The 23,627-nt window shown below is 61.1% G+C and carries 17 protein-coding genes and 2 pseudogenes; 12 read left to right on the top strand and 7 right to left on the bottom strand.

The features are described 5' to 3' along the window. Positions 1-35: 35 nt before the first annotated feature. The 3 genes from BRA42_RS12310 to BRA42_RS12300 form a co-directional block, all read right to left on the bottom strand. Positions 36-293, bottom strand: coding sequence for a hypothetical protein (locus BRA42_RS12310; RefSeq protein ID WP_342771159.1), 258 nt, complete (start codon positions 291-293; stop codon positions 36-38). 376 nt (positions 294-669) lie between these two features. Further along, the gene (locus tag BRA42_RS12305) at positions 670-855 is read right to left on the bottom strand and encodes a type II toxin-antitoxin system HicA family toxin (RefSeq protein ID WP_342770690.1); all 186 of its coding nucleotides are present in this window, start codon (positions 853-855) and stop codon (positions 670-672) included. A 25-nt stretch (positions 856-880) separates the two neighbouring features. Further along, a complete protein-coding gene (locus BRA42_RS12300) occupies positions 881-1,105 on the bottom strand; it encodes a type II toxin-antitoxin system HicB family antitoxin (RefSeq protein WP_292407377.1) in 225 nt (74 codons plus the stop codon). A gap of 155 nt (positions 1,106-1,260) precedes the next feature. Between BRA42_RS12300 and BRA42_RS14450 the strand changes: the two are divergent. Together BRA42_RS14450 and BRA42_RS14445 are read left to right on the top strand one after the other, a co-directional pair. After that, positions 1,261-1,419: pseudogene (locus tag BRA42_RS14450) on the top strand (helix-turn-helix domain-containing protein); the annotation flags it as partial. A 7-nt stretch (positions 1,420-1,426) separates the two neighbouring features. Further along, positions 1,427-1,555: pseudogene (locus BRA42_RS14445) on the top strand (hypothetical protein); the annotation flags it as partial. A gap of 270 nt (positions 1,556-1,825) precedes the next feature. On the opposite strand, the gene BRA42_RS12295 reads toward BRA42_RS14445, so the two are convergent. Beyond that, a complete protein-coding gene (locus tag BRA42_RS12295; protein WP_292407386.1) occupies positions 1,826-2,194 on the bottom strand; it encodes a nucleotidyltransferase family protein in 369 nt (122 codons plus the stop codon). Positions 2,195-2,876: 682 nt separating this feature from the next. Between BRA42_RS12295 and BRA42_RS12290 the strand changes: the two genes are divergently transcribed. Both BRA42_RS12290 and BRA42_RS12285 read left to right on the top strand, forming a co-directional pair. Continuing rightward, a complete protein-coding gene (locus BRA42_RS12290) occupies positions 2,877-3,812 on the top strand; it encodes a DUF3344 domain-containing protein (RefSeq protein WP_342770689.1) in 936 nt (311 codons plus the stop codon). Between the two features lie 430 nt (positions 3,813-4,242). Next, positions 4,243-11,838, top strand: a complete 7,596-nt coding sequence (locus tag BRA42_RS12285; protein ID WP_342771158.1) for a DUF3344 domain-containing protein — start codon at positions 4,243-4,245, stop codon at positions 11,836-11,838. A 56-nt stretch (positions 11,839-11,894) separates the two neighbouring features. Here the strand turns inward: BRA42_RS12285 and BRA42_RS12280 are convergent, their stop codons facing one another. Further along, positions 11,895-12,848, bottom strand: coding sequence for a nucleoside recognition domain-containing protein (locus BRA42_RS12280; protein ID WP_342771157.1), 954 nt, complete (start codon positions 12,846-12,848; stop codon positions 11,895-11,897). A 204-nt stretch (positions 12,849-13,052) separates the two neighbouring features. Next, entirely contained in the window at positions 13,053-13,826 is a 774-nt protein-coding gene (locus BRA42_RS12275) for a YIP1 family protein (protein WP_292409574.1), read from the bottom strand. Positions 13,827-14,598: 772 nt separating this feature from the next. Between BRA42_RS12275 and BRA42_RS12270 the strand changes: the two genes are divergently transcribed. From BRA42_RS12270 to BRA42_RS12255, 4 genes are read left to right on the top strand one after another with little or no spacing between them, the layout of a single operon-like run. Continuing rightward, on the top strand, positions 14,599-15,321 hold the full coding sequence (locus BRA42_RS12270; RefSeq protein ID WP_292409576.1) for a type IV pilin N-terminal domain-containing protein: 723 nt from the start codon (positions 14,599-14,601) through the stop codon (positions 15,319-15,321). Between the two features lie 6 nt (positions 15,322-15,327). Further along, positions 15,328-16,041: a type IV pilin N-terminal domain-containing protein gene (locus BRA42_RS12265; RefSeq protein WP_292409578.1), complete on the top strand. Its 714-nt coding sequence runs from the start codon at positions 15,328-15,330 to the stop codon at positions 16,039-16,041. Positions 16,042-16,055: 14 nt separating this feature from the next. Further along, complete coding sequence (locus BRA42_RS12260; protein WP_292409580.1) at positions 16,056-16,757, top strand: type IV pilin N-terminal domain-containing protein; 702 nt, start codon at positions 16,056-16,058, stop codon at positions 16,755-16,757. A 3-nt stretch (positions 16,758-16,760) separates the two neighbouring features. Then, positions 16,761-17,327 (top strand): type IV pilin N-terminal domain-containing protein, encoded by a 567-nt coding sequence (locus BRA42_RS12255; RefSeq protein ID WP_292409581.1) that lies wholly within the window; start codon positions 16,761-16,763, stop codon positions 17,325-17,327. Between the two features lie 261 nt (positions 17,328-17,588). On the opposite strand, the gene BRA42_RS12250 is transcribed toward BRA42_RS12255, so the two are convergent. Beyond that, a complete protein-coding gene (locus BRA42_RS12250) occupies positions 17,589-18,524 on the bottom strand; it encodes a nucleoside recognition domain-containing protein (protein WP_342771156.1) in 936 nt (311 codons plus the stop codon). Positions 18,525-18,789: 265 nt separating this feature from the next. Here BRA42_RS12250 and BRA42_RS12245 point away from each other — a divergent pair, with 265 nt between their 5' ends. From BRA42_RS12245 to BRA42_RS12230, 4 genes are read left to right on the top strand one after another with little or no spacing between them, the layout of a single operon-like run. Continuing rightward, positions 18,790-20,400, top strand: a complete 1,611-nt coding sequence (locus tag BRA42_RS12245) for a type II/IV secretion system ATPase subunit (RefSeq protein ID WP_342771155.1) — start codon at positions 18,790-18,792, stop codon at positions 20,398-20,400. After that, positions 20,384-22,189 (top strand): type II secretion system F family protein, encoded by a 1,806-nt coding sequence (locus BRA42_RS12240; protein ID WP_342771154.1) that lies wholly within the window; start codon positions 20,384-20,386, stop codon positions 22,187-22,189. Before BRA42_RS12245 ends, BRA42_RS12240 begins: the two co-directional genes overlap by 17 nt. After that, entirely contained in the window at positions 22,186-22,578 is a 393-nt protein-coding gene (locus BRA42_RS12235) for a type IV pilin N-terminal domain-containing protein (RefSeq protein ID WP_342771153.1), read from the top strand. The genes BRA42_RS12240 and BRA42_RS12235 overlap by 4 nt, the downstream gene beginning before the upstream one ends. Continuing rightward, positions 22,579-23,469: a hypothetical protein gene (locus tag BRA42_RS12230; RefSeq protein ID WP_342771152.1), complete on the top strand. Its 891-nt coding sequence runs from the start codon at positions 22,579-22,581 to the stop codon at positions 23,467-23,469. The last annotated feature ends 158 nt before the right edge of the window (positions 23,470-23,627 follow it).

Below are 23,627 nucleotides of genomic sequence, written 5' to 3'. Positions count from 1 at the left end.
CGGGACACCCTCACCGTGCCGACGGCTTCCCGCGCTCATGGCACCTCCTGGATCGTCGACGGGGCGATAGCAACGGCACCGAGAGTTGCCCGGTGGAGGTAGATCGAAGACGTGATAACCGTCCCGTACCCGGCCGTCGGATGCCGTGCCGGGATCACGGGGACTTGAGCGGTCCCCACCACCCCATCCATCCGGGCCCCGGGGCGGGGTTCGACCGTATGGCCGGGCCACGCGGAGTTGTGCGATCCGTCCGGGGGTGTGCCTGCGGCACGACGTTCCAACAGGGTAATCATGCACAAGTCGCTGTCAACTACCCCCGACTTCAGTCGGGGACATGCTCCTATAGATGGGAGCACGCTCTTTAGGGGCTTCGCGATTCCACCTCTCCCCCGGTGTCGGGGGAGCGGACCGCAATAGGCCGGTTGACGGCGGCCCTGGCAGCAATGTCGCTGCACTGTGGTGTCGTTTGCGCAGGTGTGTATAGCCGTGATCCGCAGGGAGGCTCCTGCTTCGTGCCTTCCATAGCGCAACAAACATCTGTTGGACTTCCTCCGGCATAAAGAATAGCCGTTCGGGGTGAAAGTGTATCGTGATATGCGAAGGGCCGATTCCTCCCATGACTCAAGTCGCGGGAATCCTCGGTCATTCTCTTGAACACAGTTCAAACCATCACTTGAAGGTACGCCTGAATTCTTCCCTATCGATCCCGGCTTGTTTGAGGATGCCAATCAGGGTATCTTTCTTCAGCTCACGGTGCAGAGGTACGGAAAAGACCCGCCATTCCTTCTGCACAACAACATGGGACGAGGTCTGCCGTTGCGGGACGAAACCAGACCGGGCAAGGTACTTTACCATCTCTTCCCCGGAAATGACCGGCAGCCTATATGACATCAACTACGTCAACCTTTGATATCTCACGACGGGCAGTTGATGTCTTCCGATACAATTTTTCCCGCTGCACGTCAAGAACGAGTTCTATTGCTTCTTTGATGTTGGCAAGTGCTTCCTCCCGCGTTTCGCCCTGGCTGATCGCTCCCGGGATCTCAACACACTGGACGGTGAACCCACCCTCTTCCTGTGGTTCGAGCACTACCGTATATTTCATGATCATACCCTTGATCACGCGGATCATACAAGTTTTTTGGTAGTTGTCTCGCGGGGCTCTCGGAGCAGAGTGGGAAGACCCCGGTCGAGAGGACTGGGGATGACACGGCACAACCCAGAGGGTTGTGCCTGTCAGGAAGATGCAGAGCATCTTCCGTGAAGCGGCGCCCCTCCCTCCGGATCGCATACTTCCACCTCGCGTGGCTCCCCCGCATAGTATTAGTATTGGTGGTCCCACACGCCTCTATCCGTCTGTTGCGGGGCTACCGGTACCGGTTGTATCCAACTGCCGATCAGACGGTCCTGATTCGCCAAACACCTCGGGTACTGCCGGTTCATGTACAACCGGGGCTTGAATCTCAAGAACAAGGTTTACCAGGACGACGAGGTGAGGTTGTCTGCATACGACCTCATCAACCGCCTCCCTGCTCTCAAGGCACGGCGCGGTTGAAGCGTGCCCGGCAGGAAGAACCCAAAGGGTTCTTCCGTGAAGAGCGTCGCTGAAGATTCATATAGTTCAGAGTATTCTGACACATCCCCACGAAAGATTGAGTGATCTCTGGCGTCAAATTGTCGACACGGCTTCCCTCCGGGCATCGTCACGCGGGGAGCGACTGCCGGTACAGCGGGAGTTTGAGAAACTCTTCGAGTTTCGAGGATGCACCCTCCCGGCTGAGGTGTTTGGGGACGACCTCTCTCATATGTCAGTTCCCTGCCGACTTCACGGAAAAATGCAATCTCGTCCGTGATGTGCCGAAGAAAGAGATCGCCACGCCTCACACCAGGCGACTTCCTGCTCGATATACGGCCGGAGGTGTCGGTTGAGCCCCAGTTCAGTGACGAGGTCCACCCGACGGCAAAAGAGGGCCTCCAGGTAGAACGCGAGTTCCATGGAGTTTCGGAACGTCGTCTGTCCGGGTGCAAACTCGATCAGCACATCCACATCGCTCCCGGGCCGGTCAACGCCTGGGGCGGTCGATCCGAAGATGCCGATCTTCGCCACGCCGAACCGCTCCCGGAGCAGCGGGAGTGCCTCCTCCAGCCTGTCAACGAAGATGCTCTTCTTCCTCCGGCGGACCTGAGTTTTCATACGGGTTCCGCCTCCTCCTGATGGTATCCGGGAGCGAGGAGATGATGAAGATTGCCCGACGGGGGAAGGAGATGAGTACCGGGACTCCTTAATTTGAGGTTGCGGCGCGACGTTCCGACAGGATGATAATGTACGGGTACGAACAATAAAGACGGTCCTGTCCTTATTCAACCATCTCCTCATTGGGTTTTACAGGGCCATCCTCCTGCGCCGGACGGGTTCCGTCGCCTGTTCCGGCGCAGTAGATCGCACACCCTTCCGATCCGGTGTTTTTACAAACGTTTTTTCCAGATACAGGCGACCGGGTTTTCTCCTGCATCCGGAAGGGGCCTTCGCGGCCCGATGGAGATTTCCGGGAGCGGCGGCATCCCGTTGGGCAGGAGAGAGCGCTCCCGGGCGGTACGGCGGGGTTCCCGCGCGCCCGGCTGCTTTTGGACCGCGCCGGGCACGACCTCCTTTGAGAATGGTACTGGGTGATACCGATTGGTATTACCAATTTACAGATTGTAATTACTAATTAAGTCATAATTAGAAGAATATCAGATAAAATATTAAATAAAAAAGTATTTATTGTACTAAAATGATCTCCCTCATGCCGGGGGGATGGCCCTCCGGAATCTAAACAAACCAAAGAGGAGATGGAAAAAACATGAAAACAACCAGACAAGGTATGCTGACGGGCATGCTGGTACTGATCGTGGCGCTCGCGATGGCAGCGCCGGCATCGGCAGACCCGTGGATTGGCGGAGACCCCCTGGTCACCGCGAACGGGTCGTCCGGAGTAGTATCCGGCGGCCTCTGGTTCGACATGTACGGGGATTTCGAATCTGCGTACCCGACTCCGATCGAGAAGGAGTTCAATTTGCCGTTCGATCCTGAGGAAGTATTCGATCCTGACGATATTGTCTGGGCGCGGCTCTACGTGGACTCCTACATTGGGAACATGAGGAATAATTATCCTCTGAACACAACCGTGGAGTTCGATGGTGGGTCGGGTTACGTGACACTTGGCTCCGAGATCATGAACACGAGTTACACCTTCCCGGAGGGCAGCGGCGAGGACGGGACAATCTGGATCAACAACTCCACCCGGGTGACGAGCGACCACCTGATGTGGTACGACGTGAAGGATCAGATCACCTCATCAAATGTCGCGGCGCGCGTGCACACGGCCAGACCGGACGGCGGCCAGCCGTTCGACGGCAGGGTGAAGATGATCACCTTGGTGGTGGCGTACAACGACGGGGATTATGACCAGATCTACTACTGGGTGAACCAAGGCCACGACACCGACTCATATGTTGCCGATGCTAACGGTTACTCTTACATCGGGGAGACCGACTTCAGCACATCCGGGATCACATCTCCCATTAATGCAAACCTCACTGCCATCTACCTGGCAAGTTACAACGGGAACTACACTTTTAACAGCAACGCCCTTCCCTGGGCCAGTCCATCGACTTGGCCATATCTAGGTTCTCAGAGTTGGGACGTCACCAGCTACATCACCGGCGGAGACAGTTCCATGACGTTTGACCGGAACTCCACCGATTCCGGCTCTTATAGTGGCTACTTCAAGATCCCGCTCGCCCTGCTGACGGTGGAGGAGGAGGAGTAAGCGCGCAGTTTCGCGGCAGGATGCCGTGACGCAACGCCGACCCCGCAATTAGGGGTAAACGACGCAAAACCGGTCGTCGGCCACTCGGCCGACGATCGACACCTACGTTTTTTGACCGGCACGGGAGCCCGGAGAACCGCCGCCTCTCCCGTTCCGGCAACATCCGGTCCGGCATGATTGCCCGCCTGAGTGGCACGAATCTCCAAAGTTTGTGCCTAAACTAATAAATTTATAATAAATATTATGATCAGGTATGAATGATCAGATTTTATATACAACTAAATAATATTTTTTGATCATCCTGTTTGACCATCAGCGCCCTCAGCCACCGGGCCGGAATACCGATGCTGCCGGGCAAGATGAAACACAAAAGGAGCTGAAAACGATGCAACGAACATTTCTGATTCTTTGCATAGCCACACTGCTATGCATGACAGCACTCGCCGCACCCGTAGCGGCGGCGACGACCACCGAGACGTACCAGGCAGACGCCGACACGTACATCCGATGGGGTGGCGCGGTTGGAGAGACAAACTATGGTACCTCCACGAGTCTTTTTATTCGACAATCCGGCGATCCCTGGGGAACTTCGACTGGAGCACTCTACAGGAGCCTTATCCACTTCGACCTCTCCTCGATCCCCGAGGGTGCAACGATCGAGTCGGCGACACTCCACGGATATATATCCAGCAGGATGGGCGACAGAGAGGTCGCCGCATACCGCGTGACCGGAGAGTGGACCGAGACAGATGTCACATGGAACAATGCGCCTTCCAACAATACGCAGCCAACCAGCGTAATCGACCCTGGTCCAACAGCGAATGTCTGGATCGGCTGGGACGTCACGCAGGACGTACAGGCTTACGTGCAGGGCACCCCGAATTACGGGTGGCTGCTCGTGTTTCCTGACGAATCCACACCCCTCACGGAGCAGAGATCCCAGCTGAGAAGCCGTGAGTATTCCGACTCCGCACTACGACCCTACCTGAACGTAACCTACTCCACCGGGAGCGTCGCGCCAGTCCTGACTGTGATCGAGGTTTCCCCTGCGATGACGAACCTGGCGGTCGGCGGAACGCAACAGTTCACCGCCACTGCGAAGGACCAGGACGGCATCGAGATGATCGACGTCACGTTCGACTGGTCGAGCAGTAACGAGACCGTCGGCACGGTGAACCAGACTGGATACTTCACCGCTCTTGCGGCGGGGACGACGACCGTTACCGCCGCCGCGGAGGGCGTGAACGGGTCGGCCATGGTGACCACAGGCGCCACACCCGCCCTGACAACCATTGAGGTATCTCCCGAAACGGTGAACCTGGCGATCGGCGGGACGCGACAGTTCAACGCTACCGCGAAGGATTCGGCCGGGAGCGAGATCTCCGGCGTCTCCTTCGACTGGTCGAGCAGCAACGAGACCGTCGGCACGGTGAACGAGACCGGGTTCTTCACCACGCTCGCCGAGGGGACGACGACCGTCACCGCCGCCGCGGAGGGCGTGAACGGGACCGCACAGGTGACGGTCGGTCCGGCCGCCCAGGTCGATCTCACCATCGCCGGTGTCGTAAACCCGGCACTCGGCTCCGCGGTCTTTGCGCGGGAACCCAACCCTGTCGTGGTCCGGAACATCTGGAACAACGGGGAGGACGACGCGACCAACGTCGTGGTCGCCGTGTATGCAAGCGACGTCGCCAACGGCACCGTCGCGGTCAACACGACCACCATCGAGACGATCCCGGCAGGGTCACAGATCGCCGTGACGAACATTCTCGACCCCACGATCCGCGACCTCCAGGGCGGCACGGTGAGGTACTCCGCCGCCGTGGACCCCGACAACCTCATCCCCGAGACGGACGAGACCAACAACTTCAAACTCGGGTTCGCCGATAAGAGTGTTCTTTACAACGGCTATAAGGGCAAGACGTACTGGGATGGCGGCAGCAACGTCACCACAGCGCGGACCTACGACATCCGCGGCGACATCGTCCACTCCTTCGGCGACAGCCAGTATATGTCCGGGAGTTTCGGTACGGGGGGCTGGACGAATTACACCGTGACCTGGACGGCAGGCAACCTCTCACTCCCGGCGGGTGCGACGGTCCACGACGCCTGGCTCTACGTGCCCTACTGCTGGGATAACTCCAATCAGGCGCCCGACAACGTCTCGATCGACTTCAACGGCGTCCGGGTTCCCTACGTGGATTGGTACCACGACGCATCGAACTTCGGGATGTACGGCGATCACGTCTACGGCCTGATAACCTACAACGTGACCGATCTCTACGAAGCCGGCGCCAACAACACGGCGCTCTTCACGCGAACGGATGCCGGCGCCAAGATCTCGCCGGCCGGGTTCACCCTCGCCGTGATCTACGAGGACGATTCCGCCGCCAGGAAGCAGATCTTCGTCAATGAGGAGTTCGATATCCTCGGCGCCGATCCACAGAACTACGGCACGAATATGACCGAGGCAACGGCGTACGTGCCGTTCTCCGGCATGACCATCGAGAAGGAGGACGTCGTCCGCGCGAACCTGACGACGTTCGTCCCGTGGGGCAACGACGGCGAGGGCAACCTCTACTTCAACGGCGAACAGGTCGGGGCGGGGGTCTGGAACTTCGGCCCGCGGACGGTCGGTGCCTCCGACAACTCGCAGGTGGCCGTGGACGAGCGCGAGGTGACGACGCACCTGAACGCGACCGGGAACGAGGCGGCGATCCAGGGAGACGAAACCTGGAAATCGCCGACGATGGTCGCCGGGCTGACCTTCCTCGTGGTGGAGTATGCCGACGATACCGCCGTCCCGACCGCGAACTTCACGGCGAATGTGACCGCCGGTGAGGCGCCGCTTGCGGTGCAGTTCAACGACACCTCGACCGGCTCGCCGACCTCCTGGGCTTGGGACTTTGAGGACGACGGGGTTGTCGATTCGACCGAGCAGCACCCGGTCTGGACCTACACCGCCGCCGGCACCTATACGGTGAACCTCACGGTCGCGAACGCCGCCGGCAACGACCCCGAAGTCAAGACCGGTTACATCACGGTCACCGGCGGCGGCTCACCGGGAGGAGAGGCGCCCGTTGCAGCATTCACCGCAACCCCGCTGACCGGGCTGGCACCGCTCTCCGTCACCTTCACCGACGCCTCGGCCAACTCCCCCACCGCGTGGTCGTGGGAATCGCGGCCGTCCGGAACCGATGACACCTGGACTGAATTCTCCACCGACCGAAACGCAACCTACACCTTTGAAACGGGAGCCTACGACATCCGGCTCACCGTGAGCAACGCCGACGGAAACGACACCGCAACAGAGACCCAGTACATCTCGTCCTCCGCAGGGGCGAAACGCCTCGCCACGGTTCAGAGCGGCACGGTCTCCGGAGATCTTTACGTGGGAGCGGGCGGAGGATTCGGCTCCGGGACCTCGGAGACAACGAACACGCTCAACCAGACGTTCACCCTCCCAGCCTACACCGATGTCCAGTGGGCACGGCTGTATACGGTCGTATACGCTGCAGGTACGGATAGCCGGGCAGGAACCGCGACCGTCAGGTTCGACGGCGACGGCGACGGAACATACGACACGCTCGGCACCGAGACCCTTGACACGGCCGCGGACAACACGGCCACCGTCTACCCGGTCAACGATCATGTAAACCGCCAGTATTCGGACTACCTGCTCTGGTACGATGTGACCGATCTCATCGGTTCGCAGAACCCGAAAGCAGAGGTCGTCTCAACCCCGGTGGCCTCGAACTTCGACGGCCGCATCAAAGAGCTCGCCCTCGTGGTCGCTTACAACGACGGCGACGGCGACGAAGTGCACTACTGGGTGAACGACGGGCACGACTACCAGGCAAGCGGCGCAGGCGGGGTGACCTCGACCTTCGCCACCGGCGGACTCGCCGCCGGCTGGACGGATGCAACCCTCCAAAACGTCATGCTCTCTTCCAAGGACGCCCTGTACACGTTCAACGGCGCCGCCTATACGGGTACAACCCCATCTGGTTACTTTGGAACGAACACCTGGGACGTCAGGAACAACCTGACCGCCGGCAGCGACAGCAATTTCACCTACGTGCTGGACAGCGGAGCATACTCGTACAAGACCACGCTCGCAACGCTTGCCGTGAAATACCCCGCCGGCGGCGGGGGCGCTCCGGTCGCTGACTTCGAGACGAATGTGACCTCCGGTGAGGCACCGCTTGCGGTGCAGTTCAACGACACCTCCACCGGTTCGCCGACCTCCTGGGCCTGGGACTTCGGGGACAACGCGACCAGCGACCAGCAGAACCCGGTCCACACCTATACGGAGGCCGGGACCTACTCGGTTAACTTCACGGTCAGCAACGACCACGGCAGCGATTCCGAACTGAAGACCAACTACATCACGGCCAGCACTCCCCCCGGTGGGGACGGCCCCGACCTCACAGTCTCGACCCTCGCGTCGAACAGCAACGAGGTCTTCTCCGCCTCCGGCAACACCTACACGGCGACGATCACCAACATCGGGACCGGCGACGCGGGCACGTTCTCCGTCGGGTTCAACGTCAGCGAGGTCACCGGCACGGTCGCCGTCGACGGCCTCGCCGCCGGGGCAAACACCACCGTCACCTGGACCGACGAGACCGTGCGCGAGGCGGGCGACAACGTGACGATCACCGTCGTCGCCGACCCGGAAAACGCCGTGACCGAAGCGAACGAAGAGAATAACCGGCTCAGCATCGAGAAAACCGTCGTCGATAACGGCTACCGCGGCAAACGCTGGACCGGCGGCGACGATCTGACGACACAGGCGTCCTTCTCGGGGCGGTATGGCGTCGTCTACTCGGCCGGGGACACCGCCTACAACGGGGCGTCGTGGACCGAGCGGACCGGGAACTGGACCGTTACCGATCTCCCGATCCCCGAAAACGCCACGATCGTGAGCGCCCGGCTCTACCAGGGCTACACCTACAACAAGATGGGAGGCGATCCGGCATTCACGCTCTCGTTCAACGGCAATACGGTCACGCCCGCGGCGACCTACCGGGATGTCAAGAACTTCGGGTCGTACAGCTACCCCTACGGGCTGTACGTCTATGACGTAACCGATCAATTCGATCCCGCCGGCAACAGCATGACCCTCATCCCCGAAGAAGGGAACGATTACGGTCTCTACGGCGCCTACCTCGTCGTCGTGTACGAAGACGCCTCGGAGACCGAGAAGACCATCCAGATCAACGACGAATTTGACATGCTCTACGCCCGCGCCTCCTATTCGGCCACGTCCGACGAAGCAACGGCGTATGCATCCTTCCCGAGCGTCGATACCACCGACCTCCTGAACGCCCGGGCGATTGCCGTCCTTTTCTCGGCCGGCGACGCCGAAAAGAGTAAGTTCTTCTTCAACGACCGGGAGTATCCCGGGTTCTGGATAGACTACCAGACAGGCCCGCAACTCGGGTTCTCCGCCTACAACGTGACCGATGCGGTTCTGGACGGCGCGAACGAGGCACGCCTCCAGAGTTACGATCCCGGCTCGAACGGCGACAACATGTACGCCGCCACCGCCATCCTGATCCTCGAGTACCCGGCTCCTCCCGGCAGCATCTTCGTCACCTCGACCCCCGCCGGTGCGGCGGTCTGGCTCGACGGGGAAGACACCGGGCAGGTGACCGACACCACGCTGACAAACGTCCCGGCCGGCGACCACGTCGTCACCCTGAAACTCGACGGCTACGCCAACGCCTCGACGCCGGTCACGGTCGCCGAAGGCGAGATGTCTGAGGTCGACCTCGCCCTGACCGACCGAATCGGCTGCCTTGAAGTCACCTCGACGCCCGACGGCGCCGCGATCTTCATCGACGGGGAGGATATGGGTGAGGTCACCAACGCCACCATCGACGGGGTCGGCGTCGGCAATCACAACGTCACCCTCAAGAAGGGCGGCTACGTCGACGCCGTGGCCGGAGTAACCATCACAGAGAACGAGACCGCCACCCTCCACCTCACCCTCATCGAGGCCACCGGGAGCATCGCCGTCACCTCGACGCCTACCGGCGCAACGATCTGGATCGACGGCATCGAGACCGGCCGGACGACCGACGCTACCCTCACCGACATCCCCGCCGGAGAGCATACCGTCACCGTGAAGATAGCCGGGTATGCGGACGCGGCGGCAAACGTCACGGTCGAACACGGCGAGACCGCACCGGTCCACTTCGGTCTTGTCCCCCCGACGGGGAGCATCGCCGTCACCTCGATTCCCGACGGCGCCAGGATCTTCCTCGACGGCACCGAGACCGGTGAGATGACGAACGCCACCCTGACGAACGTCCCGCCCGGCGATCACACCGTCCGCGTGGAACTGGACGGCTACCAGACGGCAGAGGAGATCCTGACCGTCACGGCGGGGGAGACCGTGTCCTGCCACCTCGACCTCGAGAGGGTCATGGTGATGCCGGTGGCCGACTTCAGCGCCGACGTGACGAGCGGCGATGCGCCGCTTGTGGTCCGGTTCACCGATGCCTCCACAGGAAACGCAACCGCGTGGGCCTGGGACTTCGGTGACGGAGGGACGTCGCCCGACCAGAACCCGGTCCACGCCTACCTGACCGCAGGGACCTACACGGTCACCCAGACGGTCACGAATGCCGACGGGAGCAACAGCACGATGAAGACGGGATACATCTCCGTGACCCTGCTGCAGGGCGAACAGAGGAAAGACCTCTCCCTCGACGTCCCCGGATGCACGGTGACCCCCGGCAGCGGCGGCAGCACGCAGGTCAGCATCAACACCTCCGAAACCGGCGCCAGGGTGACGGGCAACACCGTCACCGTCCAGCAGGCGGCCTACACCCTGATCATCGAGACGGAAGATACCCCCACGGTCGAGGACGGCACGATCACCGGGACAATAGCAACAATCCGGCTTGATACGCAGCCGGTCGTCACGGAACTCGGGTCGGTCGGCGCGGTCAGCGCCTCCGTATCGGTGGACCTGACCGGCCTTCCCGACGGAGCCGGCCTCACGACGACCATCTCGCAGGAGATCTCCCCCGATGCCCGGAGTGCCTTCCAGCTCGCTGCCGGCACCGACGGGCTGGACCTCGGCGACGTCGCCTACACAATGAACATCCTGAGAACGAGCCTTGAGAACGGCCAGGACATCGCCGGTGCCACGATCCGGATGACGGTCAGCCCCGCGTGGGTCGAAGCCCACGGCGGCGTGGACGCGATCCGGATCATCCGGTCCGCCGAGGACGGCACGAAAGAAGTCCTCGCAACAAGGCTCGTCGGCACCGATGCCGGTGGAAACATGGTCTTTGAAGCCGCATCACCAAACGGCCTCTCGCTCTTCGGGCTGGCGACGGTCTCGGCGACACCGCAGACAACGCAGTCCCCCGCATCCGGAGGCGGCGGCAGCTCCTCGACGGCGGTCAGTGCGGCGAGCACCCTCAAGCCCGGAGAGAGCGTCACCCTCACGGTGGACAGGACCGCCGTCTCGGCGATCACACTGACCGCGAACAGCGCGGTCAACGACGTCATGGTGACCATGGCGAAGGGCTCGCTCCCACGGACCGCCGAACTCCCGGCGGGCACCGTCTACCAGTATGTCGAGGCGACCCTCTATAAGGCAGCGGTAGAGGATTTCAGCGGCATCCAGTTCCGGTTCGCCGTGCCGAACACCTGGCTCGCGGAACACGGTTGCACCGCAGGAGAGGTCGCGCTCTTCCGGAACACCGGTACCCGGTGGCAGGAGATCCCGGTTGGGGTGCTCGACGAAGAGAACGGCAAGGCAGTCTTTACTGCGAACACCGGCGGGTTCGGTCTCTTTGCGATCACAGCGGCCGGCACGACCCCCGATGTCGGTTCCCCGACACCGGAGCCCGACGAGACCGAGACACCGATCGGGACGGAAACCGCGGAAACCACGGCTCCACCGGCCGACGAGACCCAGGCGACGCCCCGGCCCACCCCGCTCCCGGTGTGGGCGGCACTCCTGGCGCTGGGACTCCTCTTCTTCCTGGTGAGGAGAGACTGAACACCTTTTTTTTTTAAATTATTGCGGTTTTCCTGAAACATCGCTCTCGGCGGTTCCTAGAATAGAAGAAACACCAGCGCGACCGTGATCACCTTCGCGGCCATGCTCGCCGCGTAGGTGACGAGCGAGACCCGGACGCCGAACCGGCCGAAGAGCGAGAGGTAGAGCGGCACGGAGTACTTGACGTAGATCAGGGTGACGACCACCATGCTCCCGAGGACGAGCGTGACAAGCGCCGTCTCAAGCGTGAGAACACCGCCGCCGAGCAGGGACGCAACGATCGCATACCCTGCCGAGAAATGAATGAACTGGGCCACGAGCGCCGCAGCACTCTCTCCCGGGAGGCCGGCGGCCCGGAGGAGCGGGTCGAACGCAGCGGCGACGCCGTCCATGACCCCCGTTGCGGAGAGAAGGGAGAACGCGACCAGCGCGGCCAGGGTGATGGGGACGACCCGACGGAGCGTCGGGACCGCCTTCCTGCACCCGGCAAGCACGACCCCGCGGTTGAGCGCAAGAGCGGCCGCGGGTGCCGGCGGCGGGACGGAAGACGGCGCGCGGCCGGGACCTGCGAGGAACCGGCGGCTGTAGAGGAGGGCAAAAAGCGCCTGGATGCCGCTTGAGAAGAGGTTCAGCCCGGTGTAGATCCCCCCGACAACCGGGCCGAGGAGGACCAGGGCCGTGGGGAGCTGGACGCGGAAGAGCGACTCCCCGAGCACCACCGGGAACGCACCCATGATGAGGACCGGGATCACCTCCCGCTCCGCCACCTTCCCGTCGCGGTAGTACTCGGCGAGCATCGACTTTCCTGCCGTGGCGTTGACCCCCATCGCGACGATCGAGAGGACGCACGCGTCGGAGAGGCCGGAGATCCTGCAGAGCGGCCCAGTGAACGACGAAAGACGGGAAAAGACCCCTGTCTCCGCGAGGATGTTCGCGACGACAATGCCCACGGTGACCAGCAAAACGGCGTTTATTGCGGAAGAGATCACCTGCACGGCAACCCCTGCCACCCCCTACTCCTGTCCGCCATATTCAAAACTCCTGAATTCCCAAAAAAGGAATACGATATACTATAAAATAAATAATAAGTATTACTATCGGCGACCGCAGATACTCTCCGCGACCATGGGGGAGAGAAGAGAGCAGTCAACTATCCATCCTCTCGTCGAGGGACCGTGTCGATCCTCCTACCGCGACTTTCGATCCTTTCGGTTCTACGGCATCTGTCCGCTCATGACGAGCAGCAGGATCTGCAGGCCCACGGGAACCGCCATCAGGATCGCCGCGGCCTTCATGGAGATCCCTGCGGCCTGCTTCAGGCCGAACGCCATGATCGCCCCGCCCCAGAGTATAAAGATTACCAGCAGCCCTTTTGCAACGGCAAAGAACGCAATCATGATCGTGCTTTGCTTCACTTGATCGATGACCTGATTGTAGCCGGCGAGCGCCTCTTCCCGCGCCTCACGTTGCAGCGATATTACATGCGGCAGCAACTCGTGAGCCTTCTGCATCTCAGATGAGTTCTGCGGGTCCAGGTACGCCCTCATATCGGCCTCGGCATCCACGTACTCGGAGTATTTTTCCCCGGAGGGAGGAGCGATCCCGGCCATAGGCCAGACAACTGCGAAGAGGACCGAGAGGATGATGTAGCCTGCAACCACCGGAACCCTCCCGTACCCCGAGACGGCGAGAGCCTTCCTGAAGAATCCCTGCCGGGGGCTTCCGGCAGGTCCCGGTGAAAAGATCCAGAAGTAAGCGGCCAGAAGCACCCAGATGACGCACTCGGTGATGAGGCATGAGATCGGCACCACCGGCATGGCCGGGTCCAGGAGACCCTGGTAAGGAATGAGCCGGTTGATGGAAGAGATGAAGAGGCCAACGAATCCTGCCTGGGCTACAGCGGCGGCAACGACGACGGCGGTGGGGAGCCATAAAGTTACTTCCCCGGAGAGGCGTTCCTGAAAGAATTTATCAGAATGAAGGTCCATGGAATGTTCCTCCCACGGTGCCTGAAGCGCACGGGGTCATACTGATATCGTACACGTCCCTGCCTATCTATGTTCGGAAATTACCCTTGGCTCCGGGGCGCTGTGAGGCTGGCAGATCGACGGCCGAGACGTTCTGCCCATCACGGCATAGGGGAGGCGATATAGGCACAAATTTTCCAGCAGTGCTTGAGCTTTGCTCCCGAGGACACACGGATACTGGGAAAACCGGGGTTCTTTGACTCTGGGACCGGGGAGAGCGACCAAAGGGAACTTGAGAAACTCGAAGCGTTTCAAGCCGTGAATGCAGTGAGCGGGAGCACCGATAGGCGCGAAGGGCGATGGACTGAAGGGTGCGGCATTCTAACGGAACGGAGCAGGAGTACCGAAGGTGCGGGTCTGGAGTTCGAGAAGATCAAAAGTCTTCAAGGAACGACTGGCCGAAGGGCAGGAGCGGGAGAAACTCGAAGAGTTTTGAGTGGGTGTCCCCCTCCCGGCAGAGGTGTTTAGGGACGACCCCTTTAGAAAATTCCCGGTGATGTGAACCCGGTTTCTCCCCTGGAGAGGGAGACGTCAGCCTGTACTGCGTAAACCCTTTTCGGCGACTGCCGCACCGGAACATCCCGGAGCGGATACAGGAGGTTCTGGATCACCCCCTTCCCCGGAGCAGTACTCCGGAAACTTTTGTTAAATAACAACATTAATATGCTACTTAATGTTATTGATCGATCGATCTGTATTACCAGATCTTAAAAAAATGAAGGGAGTTGAAAACATGAAAGAACAGCATGTAGCCGAAGATGCCGTTTCGCCGGTGATAGGAGTGATGCTGATGCTCGTCGTCACCATCATTATCGCCGCGGTTGTCTCGGGTTTCGCCGGGGAGCTCGCGGGCACCCAGGAGAAGACCCCGCAGGCAAGCATCGCGGTGAAGACCGGATACGTCGGCGATAACTTTGACATCTCGTTCGAGCACCAGGGGGGCGACCCGATCCGCACAAAGGAGTGCCAGTTCATCACTTTCCTGACGCTCCCGAACGGGACCGTGATCAAGCATGTGCAGACGCCCACGTCGCCACTGGCGGCCGGAGGTACGGGTCCCGGCGGTGTGTACTTCTACTCGCGCGGCCCGCACCTGACGGACCCGCAGAAGTACGCGTATCCCTGCAACCCGGAGAACAATGCCACCATACCCTCTGGCTCCTCCAACTGGACCATTGTCGGATTCAATGAGACCGGTCAAGAGGTGGCAAATCCTGCCTGGTTCGGAGAGGCTGTCTGGTTACCCGGGGATGTCGCGCGGACCTACCACAACGGGTATACTGCGAACTTCGTCGGTCTCATCGCCGATCCGTATCCGAGGGATGATGTGGCGTATGATGCCGGAATCGCGGCATTGACGGAGAGCGTCCAGACGAACAGCAAGCTGGAGATCAAGTTGCTCCACGTGCCGAGCGGGAAGTACATCCTGGACAGGACCATCACGCTGCAGGGGTGAAAAGGGATGAAACACCTACTAACCAAAGATGAAGCGGTCTCGCCGGTCATCGGCGTGATGCTGATGCTCGTCGTGACGATCATCATCGCCGCAGTCGTCTCCGCGTTTGCCGGGGGCATGACCGGTGACGTCCAGAAGGCGCCCCAGGCCTCCGTCGTTCCCACCGAATTCGTCGTGAAAGGCGTCATTGACACCGACGCAACCAGTACATTTGGTCAGGGCATTGCGCAGCCAGACCAGGGAACCGGTGCCGCTGCCGACATTTACGTGACCTTCGAGCACAAGGGCGGGGACCCGCTCAACCTCGACATGGTCGAACTGCGTCTCGGCAAACTGAGCGAGCCGCAGGTGAGTTCGCTGATCTCGCGGGCGCTCACGCCGCAGGATGGGCCGGACCTGGTCACGTCGCAGGGCAACTTTGGGACGATCGGAGATAAATCGCTGATCCCCGGATGGAGCAAAGACTGGAACAAGTATCTCGAGAAGTACTCAGACCGGGAGAATATCGTCATCGCACCTGGCGACCGGTTTGTGCTCCACGCCGATTACGGCGCGAAGACTGGGAGTCAGTACATCAGCTGGCACCAGCAGGGCGGAGCCTACCCGTTCCCGATCAAACAGGGCGACGTGCTCACCTACGACCTGATTGACAAGAACAGCAGGAAGCTCATCAGCTCCGGACAGATTCCAGTGCCGGAATTCACGGTGGCGACGAGTTGAGGGAGGGATAAACAATGACTAATGTGAGAAAAAAGAACGATGAAGCGGTCTCGCCGGTCATCGGCGTGATGCTGATGCTCGTCGTGACGATCATCATCGCCGCGGTCGTCTCGGGTTTCGCCGGGGGGCTCGCGAGCACCCAGGAGAAGGCGCCGGCAGCCTCCTTCGAGGCCCGGATCGCCAACTCCGGGGCTTGGGGGACGAGCACCTTCGACCTGCTCTGCGTAGCCACCGACCAGCCGATTCCCACGAAGGACCTCAAACTGGTGACGACGTGGACCCGGAGCAACGGAACCTCGTTGTCGACGGTCGTCACGGGCCCCTCAACAGTACCGAATACTGCATACTCAACTTATAGTTATAACTCCCCGCTCGGGTTCGGGCCCGGAGTGAACCAGACCGCGTATTCGGGGAATTATCACACTGACCAGCACTACGGAAACTACACCCTCATGGCCGGGACACGGCTGCATAACACGGCTGCCGGTTGGGGTACGAGCACGGGCGGATACGGCGTCTCTCCGGACACCAGATATCAGTATTCGACCGGGAGTTATGGGTTGGGGCCGGGTGAGTCCGGCGTCGATGCCATGATGGCCATCCTTGGCCCGGACTGGTATGAGCTCCGGCCCGGGGGCGTCGTGAACGTCAAGCTCATCCACGTCCCGTCCCAGAAAGTGATCTTCGACAAAGACGTCGTGGTGGAGGAGGGATAAGTCATGTCATGCAAGCAAAGACATGAAGAAGCGGTCTCGCCGGTCGTCGGCGTGATGCTGATGCTCGTCGTGACGATCATTATCGCCGCGGTCGTCTCCGCCTTTGCTGGGATCACCGGGGCCAGCGATAAGGCCCCGAACGTGGTGATCGATGCCGGCTACAGCCAGACCGGAGGCATGTGGATCGAGAACCAGGGCCCGGACGACATCAGCACCTTCAGTACGACGGTGATGGTCCGCCTGTCGGACTCGTTCGGAAACTCCGAACACATGGTCTGGGTGGTGAACAAGTCAACAATCAGCGACAAGGACACTACCGGTCTGACCGGAAGCCCTCTGAATGGAAGTTACTGGCTCCGGCCAGAGGGCTACACCGGCGTGAAGTCGTTCAAGGTCGGGGAGCGGCATTATATTCTGCCGCCGTACCATGAATACTCTTTCCTGCAGCCCGGAGCGGGTTCGGCTTATCGTCTGAACAGCACGGCCAATCAGGGCAACTCTTTCTGGGTGGAGCTCTCGGACCAGAACGGGAAGGTATTCGCCAAGACCAAGGTGAAGATCGAGCCGTAATCGGGGCGAAGCACCACTTATTTCTCTTTTTTGGCCTTCACGGCCGATGAACGCCGGACGCGCCTGAAGGGCGGCCTCCCGGTTTCTTCAGAAACACCGTCCGTCGCTATGTGAGGCTGATGAGACAGAAGAGTTCGATGTAGCGCTAAATAGGTACCGCCTTTCGCATGCGAGTTGCCGGGTTTCCCGGGATCGTTCTTGCACCCCTGCTCTCCGACGAAGGACGGCACACCCCGCGAGCATCCCCCGGCACCCGGCCCCTCAGAACACAACCATCACCAGCGCGACCGTGATCACCTTCGCGGCCATGCTCGCCGCGTAGGTGACGAGCGAGACCCGGACGCCGAACCGGCCGAAGAGCGAGAGGTAGAGCGGCACGGAGTACTTGACGTAGATCAGGGTGACGACCACCATGCTCCCGAGGACGAGCGTCACAAGCGCCGTCTCAAGCGTGAGAATGCCGCCGCCGAGCAAGGACGCAACGATCGCATACCCCGCCGAGAAGTGGATGAACTGGGCCACGAGCGCCGCGGCGCTCTCTCCCGGGAGGCCGGCGGCCCGGAGGAGCGGATCGAACGCAGCGGCGACGCCGTCCATGACCCCCGTTGCGGAGAGAAGGGCAAAAGCAATCAGCGCGGCCAAGGTGATGGGGGCGACCCGCCGGAGCGTCGGGACCGCCTTCCTGCACCCGGCAAGCACGACCTCCCGGTTGAGCGCAAGAGCGGCCGCGGATGCGGGAGAGACCGGGACCGGCGCGCGGCCAGGGCCCGCGAGGAACCGGCGGCTGTAGAGGAGAGCAAAAAGCGCCTGGATGCCGCTTGAGAAGAGGTTCAGCCCGGTGTAGATCCCCCCGACAACCGGGCCGAGGAGGACCAGGGCCGTGGGGAGCTGGACGCGGAAGAGCGACTCCCCGAGCACCACCGGGAACGCACCCATGATGAGGACCGGGATCACCTCCCGCTCCGCCACCTTCCCGTCGCGGTAGTACTCGGCGAGCATCGACTTTCCCGCCGTGGCGTTGACCCCCATCGCGACGATCGAGAGGACGCACGCGTCGGAGAGGCCGGAGACCCGACAGAGCGGCCCGGTGAACGACGAAAGCCGGGAAAAGATCCCCGTCTCCGCGAGGATGTTCGCGACGACGACGCCCACGGTGACCAGCAGAACGGCATTCACCGCAGAGGATATCACCTGCACGGCCCTACCTCATCCGGACCCCATCATTTAGGCTCTCCGATGAATCGGCACAAGTATTACGATCAGGCATAATTTATATAATAAATATTACAATTGATCAATAAGATCAGAAAACGCATCCTTCTAGTCGGGAGCATGCCTGCACGGCAGTCGTGCGAACCGAACCGCCGTTGTCGTCGCACCGGAGAAGGTACCGGGGGCCACACGAAAACAAATGATTAACAAATAGGTAAAGTAAATTATAATACATAGACAGGGGCTTGAAGTGTTGCGGCGCCAGAACAAAAGTAAGACGAACGGGGAAGGCGAGACCCCCTCAACCACGAGGTCTCCGTTCAGGATACCCAAAAGTCTTGAAACACTGGCTGCACGCATCAGGATACGGCGGGACCACACGTGCGTCTCATCTGCCCCCGGCAGCCCGACCCTCCCCGCCGTCGGCAACGGCACGGTCAAGACCTACTGGCTGGACCCGGGGTTCTCGTACGCCGTCGTCACCAGGGACAAAAGTTCAGGCCTGAGATACGAGGTCTTCGAGCCCACGCTGGAACCTTCGGAGTACATCCTCCTCAACGAGGCCAACGACTACATACGCGACGTCTTCCTCTTTGACTCACCCCGGGAAAAGAACGAGATCGACCTTGCTTACGACGACGTGGTGCCGATCCTGCGGCGGTTCGCATCCGGATTGACCGAAGACCGAATCAAGGTTCTCTACTACTACCTGAGACGCAACTTCCAGGGTTTCGGCAGGATCGATCCCCTGATGCACGACGACTACCTCGAAGACATCAGCTGCAACGGCGCCGGCATCCCGGTCTACGTCTACCACCGGCTCTACGAGAGCATGCCGACGAACATCAGTTTTGTGGGTGACGAACTGAACCGGTTCGTTCTCAAGATCGCCCAGAAGGCAGATCGTCAGATCTCGCTCACGACGCCGCTCGTCGATGCATCGCTCCCCGACGGCTCCCGTATCCAGCTGACATTCTCCGACATCGTCTCCACCAGAGGAAGCTCGTTCACCGTCCGGAAATTCCGCAAAGACCCGATGACCCCCGTATCCCTCATCGAGTACGGGACCTACAGCCCGGAGGTGCTCGCGTGCATCTGGCTTGCCGTCGAGAACCGCAAGAGCATGATCGTCGTCGGCGGGACGGCGAGCGGCAAGACCTCGACGATGAACGCGATCTCGTTCTTCATACCCCACCACGCGAAGATCGTCTCCATCGAAGATACCCGCGAGATCCAGCTCCCGCACGAGAACTGGCTGCCGACCCAGACCCGCGAGATCAACGTCAGGGGCTCAAAAGGAGACGTCGATATGTTCGCCCTCCTTAAAGCGGCGCTCCGCCAGCGTCCCGAGTTCATCATCGTCGGAGAGGTCCGCGGACGCGAGGCCCAGACGCTCTTCCAGGCGATGAACACCGGGCATACGACGTTCTCGACCCTCCATGCCGGCAGCATCGACGAGGCGATCAACCGCCTGGTGAGCGACCCGATCAATGTGCCGGTCGCGATGCTCGGGGCACTGGACCTGATGGTCATCCAGTCCCTCCACTACCTGGACGGCGGAACCGCCAGACGCTGCGACTCGCTCCACGAGATCCGGGTCGAGCGGGGGAGGGAGATCGTCCACGACTGCCTCTACCGCTGGGACCCCCTCGCCGACCGGTTCTGCCGGGAAGCAAGCAGGTCGCGGGTCCTCGACGATATCGCCAGAAGCCGCGGATGGTCCGCCGACGAACTGGAGAAGGAACTTGCGCGTCGCACGGATTTTCTCGCGCGGATGCGCGCAGACGGATGTACCGACGTGGACGACCTGATCCAACGGATGGCCGCATTTGGAGGGGAGAGAAATGCAAACCCCGGGTAACATGCTCCTGCCGGACGGAAACCAGCTCCGAACGGCGCTACGTATGGCGCACATCCCCGTCCCGTACCGCGACTACTTGCGGTGGACCGTCCTCGCTGTCGTCGGTGCGGCAGCCGTGTACCTCGCGGGCATCGCCTACCTGACCTACGCAGGGTACAGAATCCTTCTCTTCTCCGTCGTTCCCGATGCCGTCACAAAGATCATCCTCTTCCTCCTCCTGACGATAGGGATCTCCGGCGCCTTCTACTGCTACCCCATTCTCGTCGCACAGGGGAGGAAGACGAAGATCGACCTCGACCTCCCCTATGCAATCACCTACATGGAAGCCCTCTCCACCACCATGACCCTTTACGAGGTCATCCGGAAGGTCTACGAGGAGATGGACCTCTTCGGAGAGGTCTCAAAAGAGTTCGGCATGATCGTGCGCGACGTGGAGTTCTTCGGAGAAGACCTGAATACGGCGATGAAGAACCTCCAGCGCACCACCCCGTCGTCGAACCTCGCCGACTTTTTCAACGACCTCGCCCTCCTCTCCGACAGCGGAGGAGACATCACCGAGTTCCTTGCGGCACGCTCAGGGTTCTTCAGGGATGTCGCGGAGCGCGAACAGGAGATGGCGCTCCAGACCATCGAGATCATGGCCGAAGTCTACGTCACGGCGTTCGTGGCGGGCCCGATCGTCATCATGATCATGATCCTCTCGCAGAATCTCGCCGGCCAGAGCGATCTCGCGGGCTGGATGCCGCTGATCACCCTCGGCATCCCTGCCGGGGCGATGATGATGATCGGGATCCTGTATACCCTCCTCCCCGCGGAAAACCTCCAGATCAGCCGGCAGGAGCGCGGGGACCGCGAGCACCTCGACGTCCCGGAACCGGGAGGAGAGGTCGACCCGCGGCTGATCAAGGCCTTAAAGGCACGGAACCGCGCCCTCAGAATGACGAAGGCGTTGAAGCAGCCGTTCCGCCGCTACATCTCGAATTACGACTGGAGTCTTGTGCTCGCGATGCTCTGCGGCGGCGGTGCTACCGCTCTTCTTCTGCTCGGCTACTTCGACGAATGGTTCCCGATGTACACCCTGGAAGTCGGCCTCTGCATCATCGTCTGCGTCTCCTTCTTCCCCGTGATGATCGCCTACGAGGGGAGGCGGTGGTACGTCAGCAACGTCGAGCGCCAGATGCCGGAGTTCCTGCGGGAACTCGCCGATATGAAAGATATCGGGATGACGCTCCAGGCGGCGATTCACCGGATCGCGAACACGAAACTCGGGCTCCTGAGCTCGGAACTGCAGATCACCTCCGAGGAGATCCGGCGGGGCGTCAGCATCGGCAACGCCCTCGTCCGGATGGAAGAGCGGATCGGGCTTGTCTCGGTGAAACGCGCGATATCGCTCGTGGTGAAGGCGAGCGAGATCACCGATCACCTCAGGGAGACCCTCATGGTCGCCATCAGCGACTTCGAGCACTACCTCAAGATGAAGAGGGAGCGATTCAACTCGGCCTTCACCTACGTTGCCGTCGTCTACCTCTCCTTCGGCGTCTACCTCTACACCGCCCTCGAACTCAACACCCGGTTCGTGGCGAGTTTCACGGCGTTCAACGTTTCCCTGGATATCGCCGGGAACGTGGCCGATATGTTCCACATCGCCATCGTCCTCGGAGCAAGTTCCGGCATCATGGCAGGTCAGCTCAGCGCAAACAGCATCCTGTCCGGGTTCAAGCACACCATCGTCTTCCTCATCGCAACGGTCGTGGTCTTCATTGTCTTCATCGGAGGGGGTGGGGTATGAAGGACGAAGCAGTATCCGAAGTCGTCGGGGAGATGCTCATGATCTCCCTCGTGCTCCTCCTCGTCGCCGTCTTCGCCGCATCGCTCGGGAACTTCCTTCCCACCGAGCGGGCGCCGACGGTCAACGTCATGATGACCACCAACACGACGGATAATAACATCACGCTCTACCATAAGGGCGGCGACTGGGTCCAGGCGAAAGACCTCGAGGTCATCGTCGCGGACACCAACTCGACCCGGACGTATCCCCTCGGCAATTTCACCCTCTCGCCGCCGGAGAAGCAGGTCTTCGATATCGGGAGCAGCATCACCGTGCCATACCAGGACGGCGACAAGCAGGTTCGCCTCGTCACGCCGCGGGCGGTCATCTTCAGCGGGGAGGTGAAGTGAATGGACGAACGCGCCGTCGCACCGGTCGTCGCGGCGATGCTCCTCCTCGTCGTCCTGGTGACGTTCCTCTCGGCCTACAACGCCGTCGTCGTTCCCTCGTTCAAGCAGCAGGCGGAGGTGGAGCACCTGCACGCGGTCGAGGAGTCGTTCCTCGGGTTCGGGTCGGACATGACCACCGCCGCGGCGCTCAAACGGGACCTGCAACTCTCAAAACGCATCCCCCTCGGCGGGGGCGAGACGGGCCTCGACCCGGTCAGGTCGGCGGGGACGCTCCGGGTGGACCCGGGAGGCACGCTTGCCAACGTGACCCTGGACGGGAAGCCTCCCTACAATTGCAGCCTTGTGAACTTCTCCTACACCCCGAACGGCAACTTCTGGCGCGACCAGGGGTATACCTGGCAGTACGGCTACACCAACGTCACCGGGGCGGGGGGGCTCCGGACGCCGCTCGAGTACGCGGATATGGATGAAGTCAGCAGGGTGTTAGCAGAGAACTCGAGTTTCGCCGCCTCGCTCATCGATATCGAGCCCGAGGGCACACGGGGGGGCGCCTGCACCGCCGTCCGGATAACGCTCGTGACGTTCGAAGCCGGGGAGCACGCCTTCACGAGCGGGAGCGGTGTGGCGACGCTTTCTCTGGATGCGTCGGTAGAGGAGATACCGATCACCCTCGCCGATTCCACGCTGGAGATCGCGATCAACACGACTCTTCCGGTCCCGCTGAACGCACCACTGCTGGAGAAGTGCAACAGGAGGCTGCAGGAGATGAACGAGACCTACACCAATATCAACTACATCCCCTCTGAAGAGGGCACAGCGATGCTCTCCTTCGAGGGCGACGTACCCGGGGTGACGTTACGCCTGGTCCGGGTCGTCGTCTCCGCCCGGTGAGTGCGCATACCCGGCTATCCCGACGGTGAAAATCCGTCTATCGCCCCACAAGAGTCAGACCTCTTCTCCCAGTACTTCGTTTTAGAACAGGCATATTCCCTGCTGAATCCCAGGATCGTTGCAGGGTAGAAGGATCTACTGAGGTTGCAAGCGTCCCG

The organism is Methanoculleus sp. UBA374, assembly GCA_002508705.1.
Lineage (GTDB): Archaea > Halobacteriota > Methanomicrobia > Methanomicrobiales > Methanoculleaceae > Methanoculleus > Methanoculleus palmolei.
The sequence above is the reverse complement of the archived record's forward strand: the minus strand, read 5'-3'. Positions and strand labels throughout refer to the sequence as shown.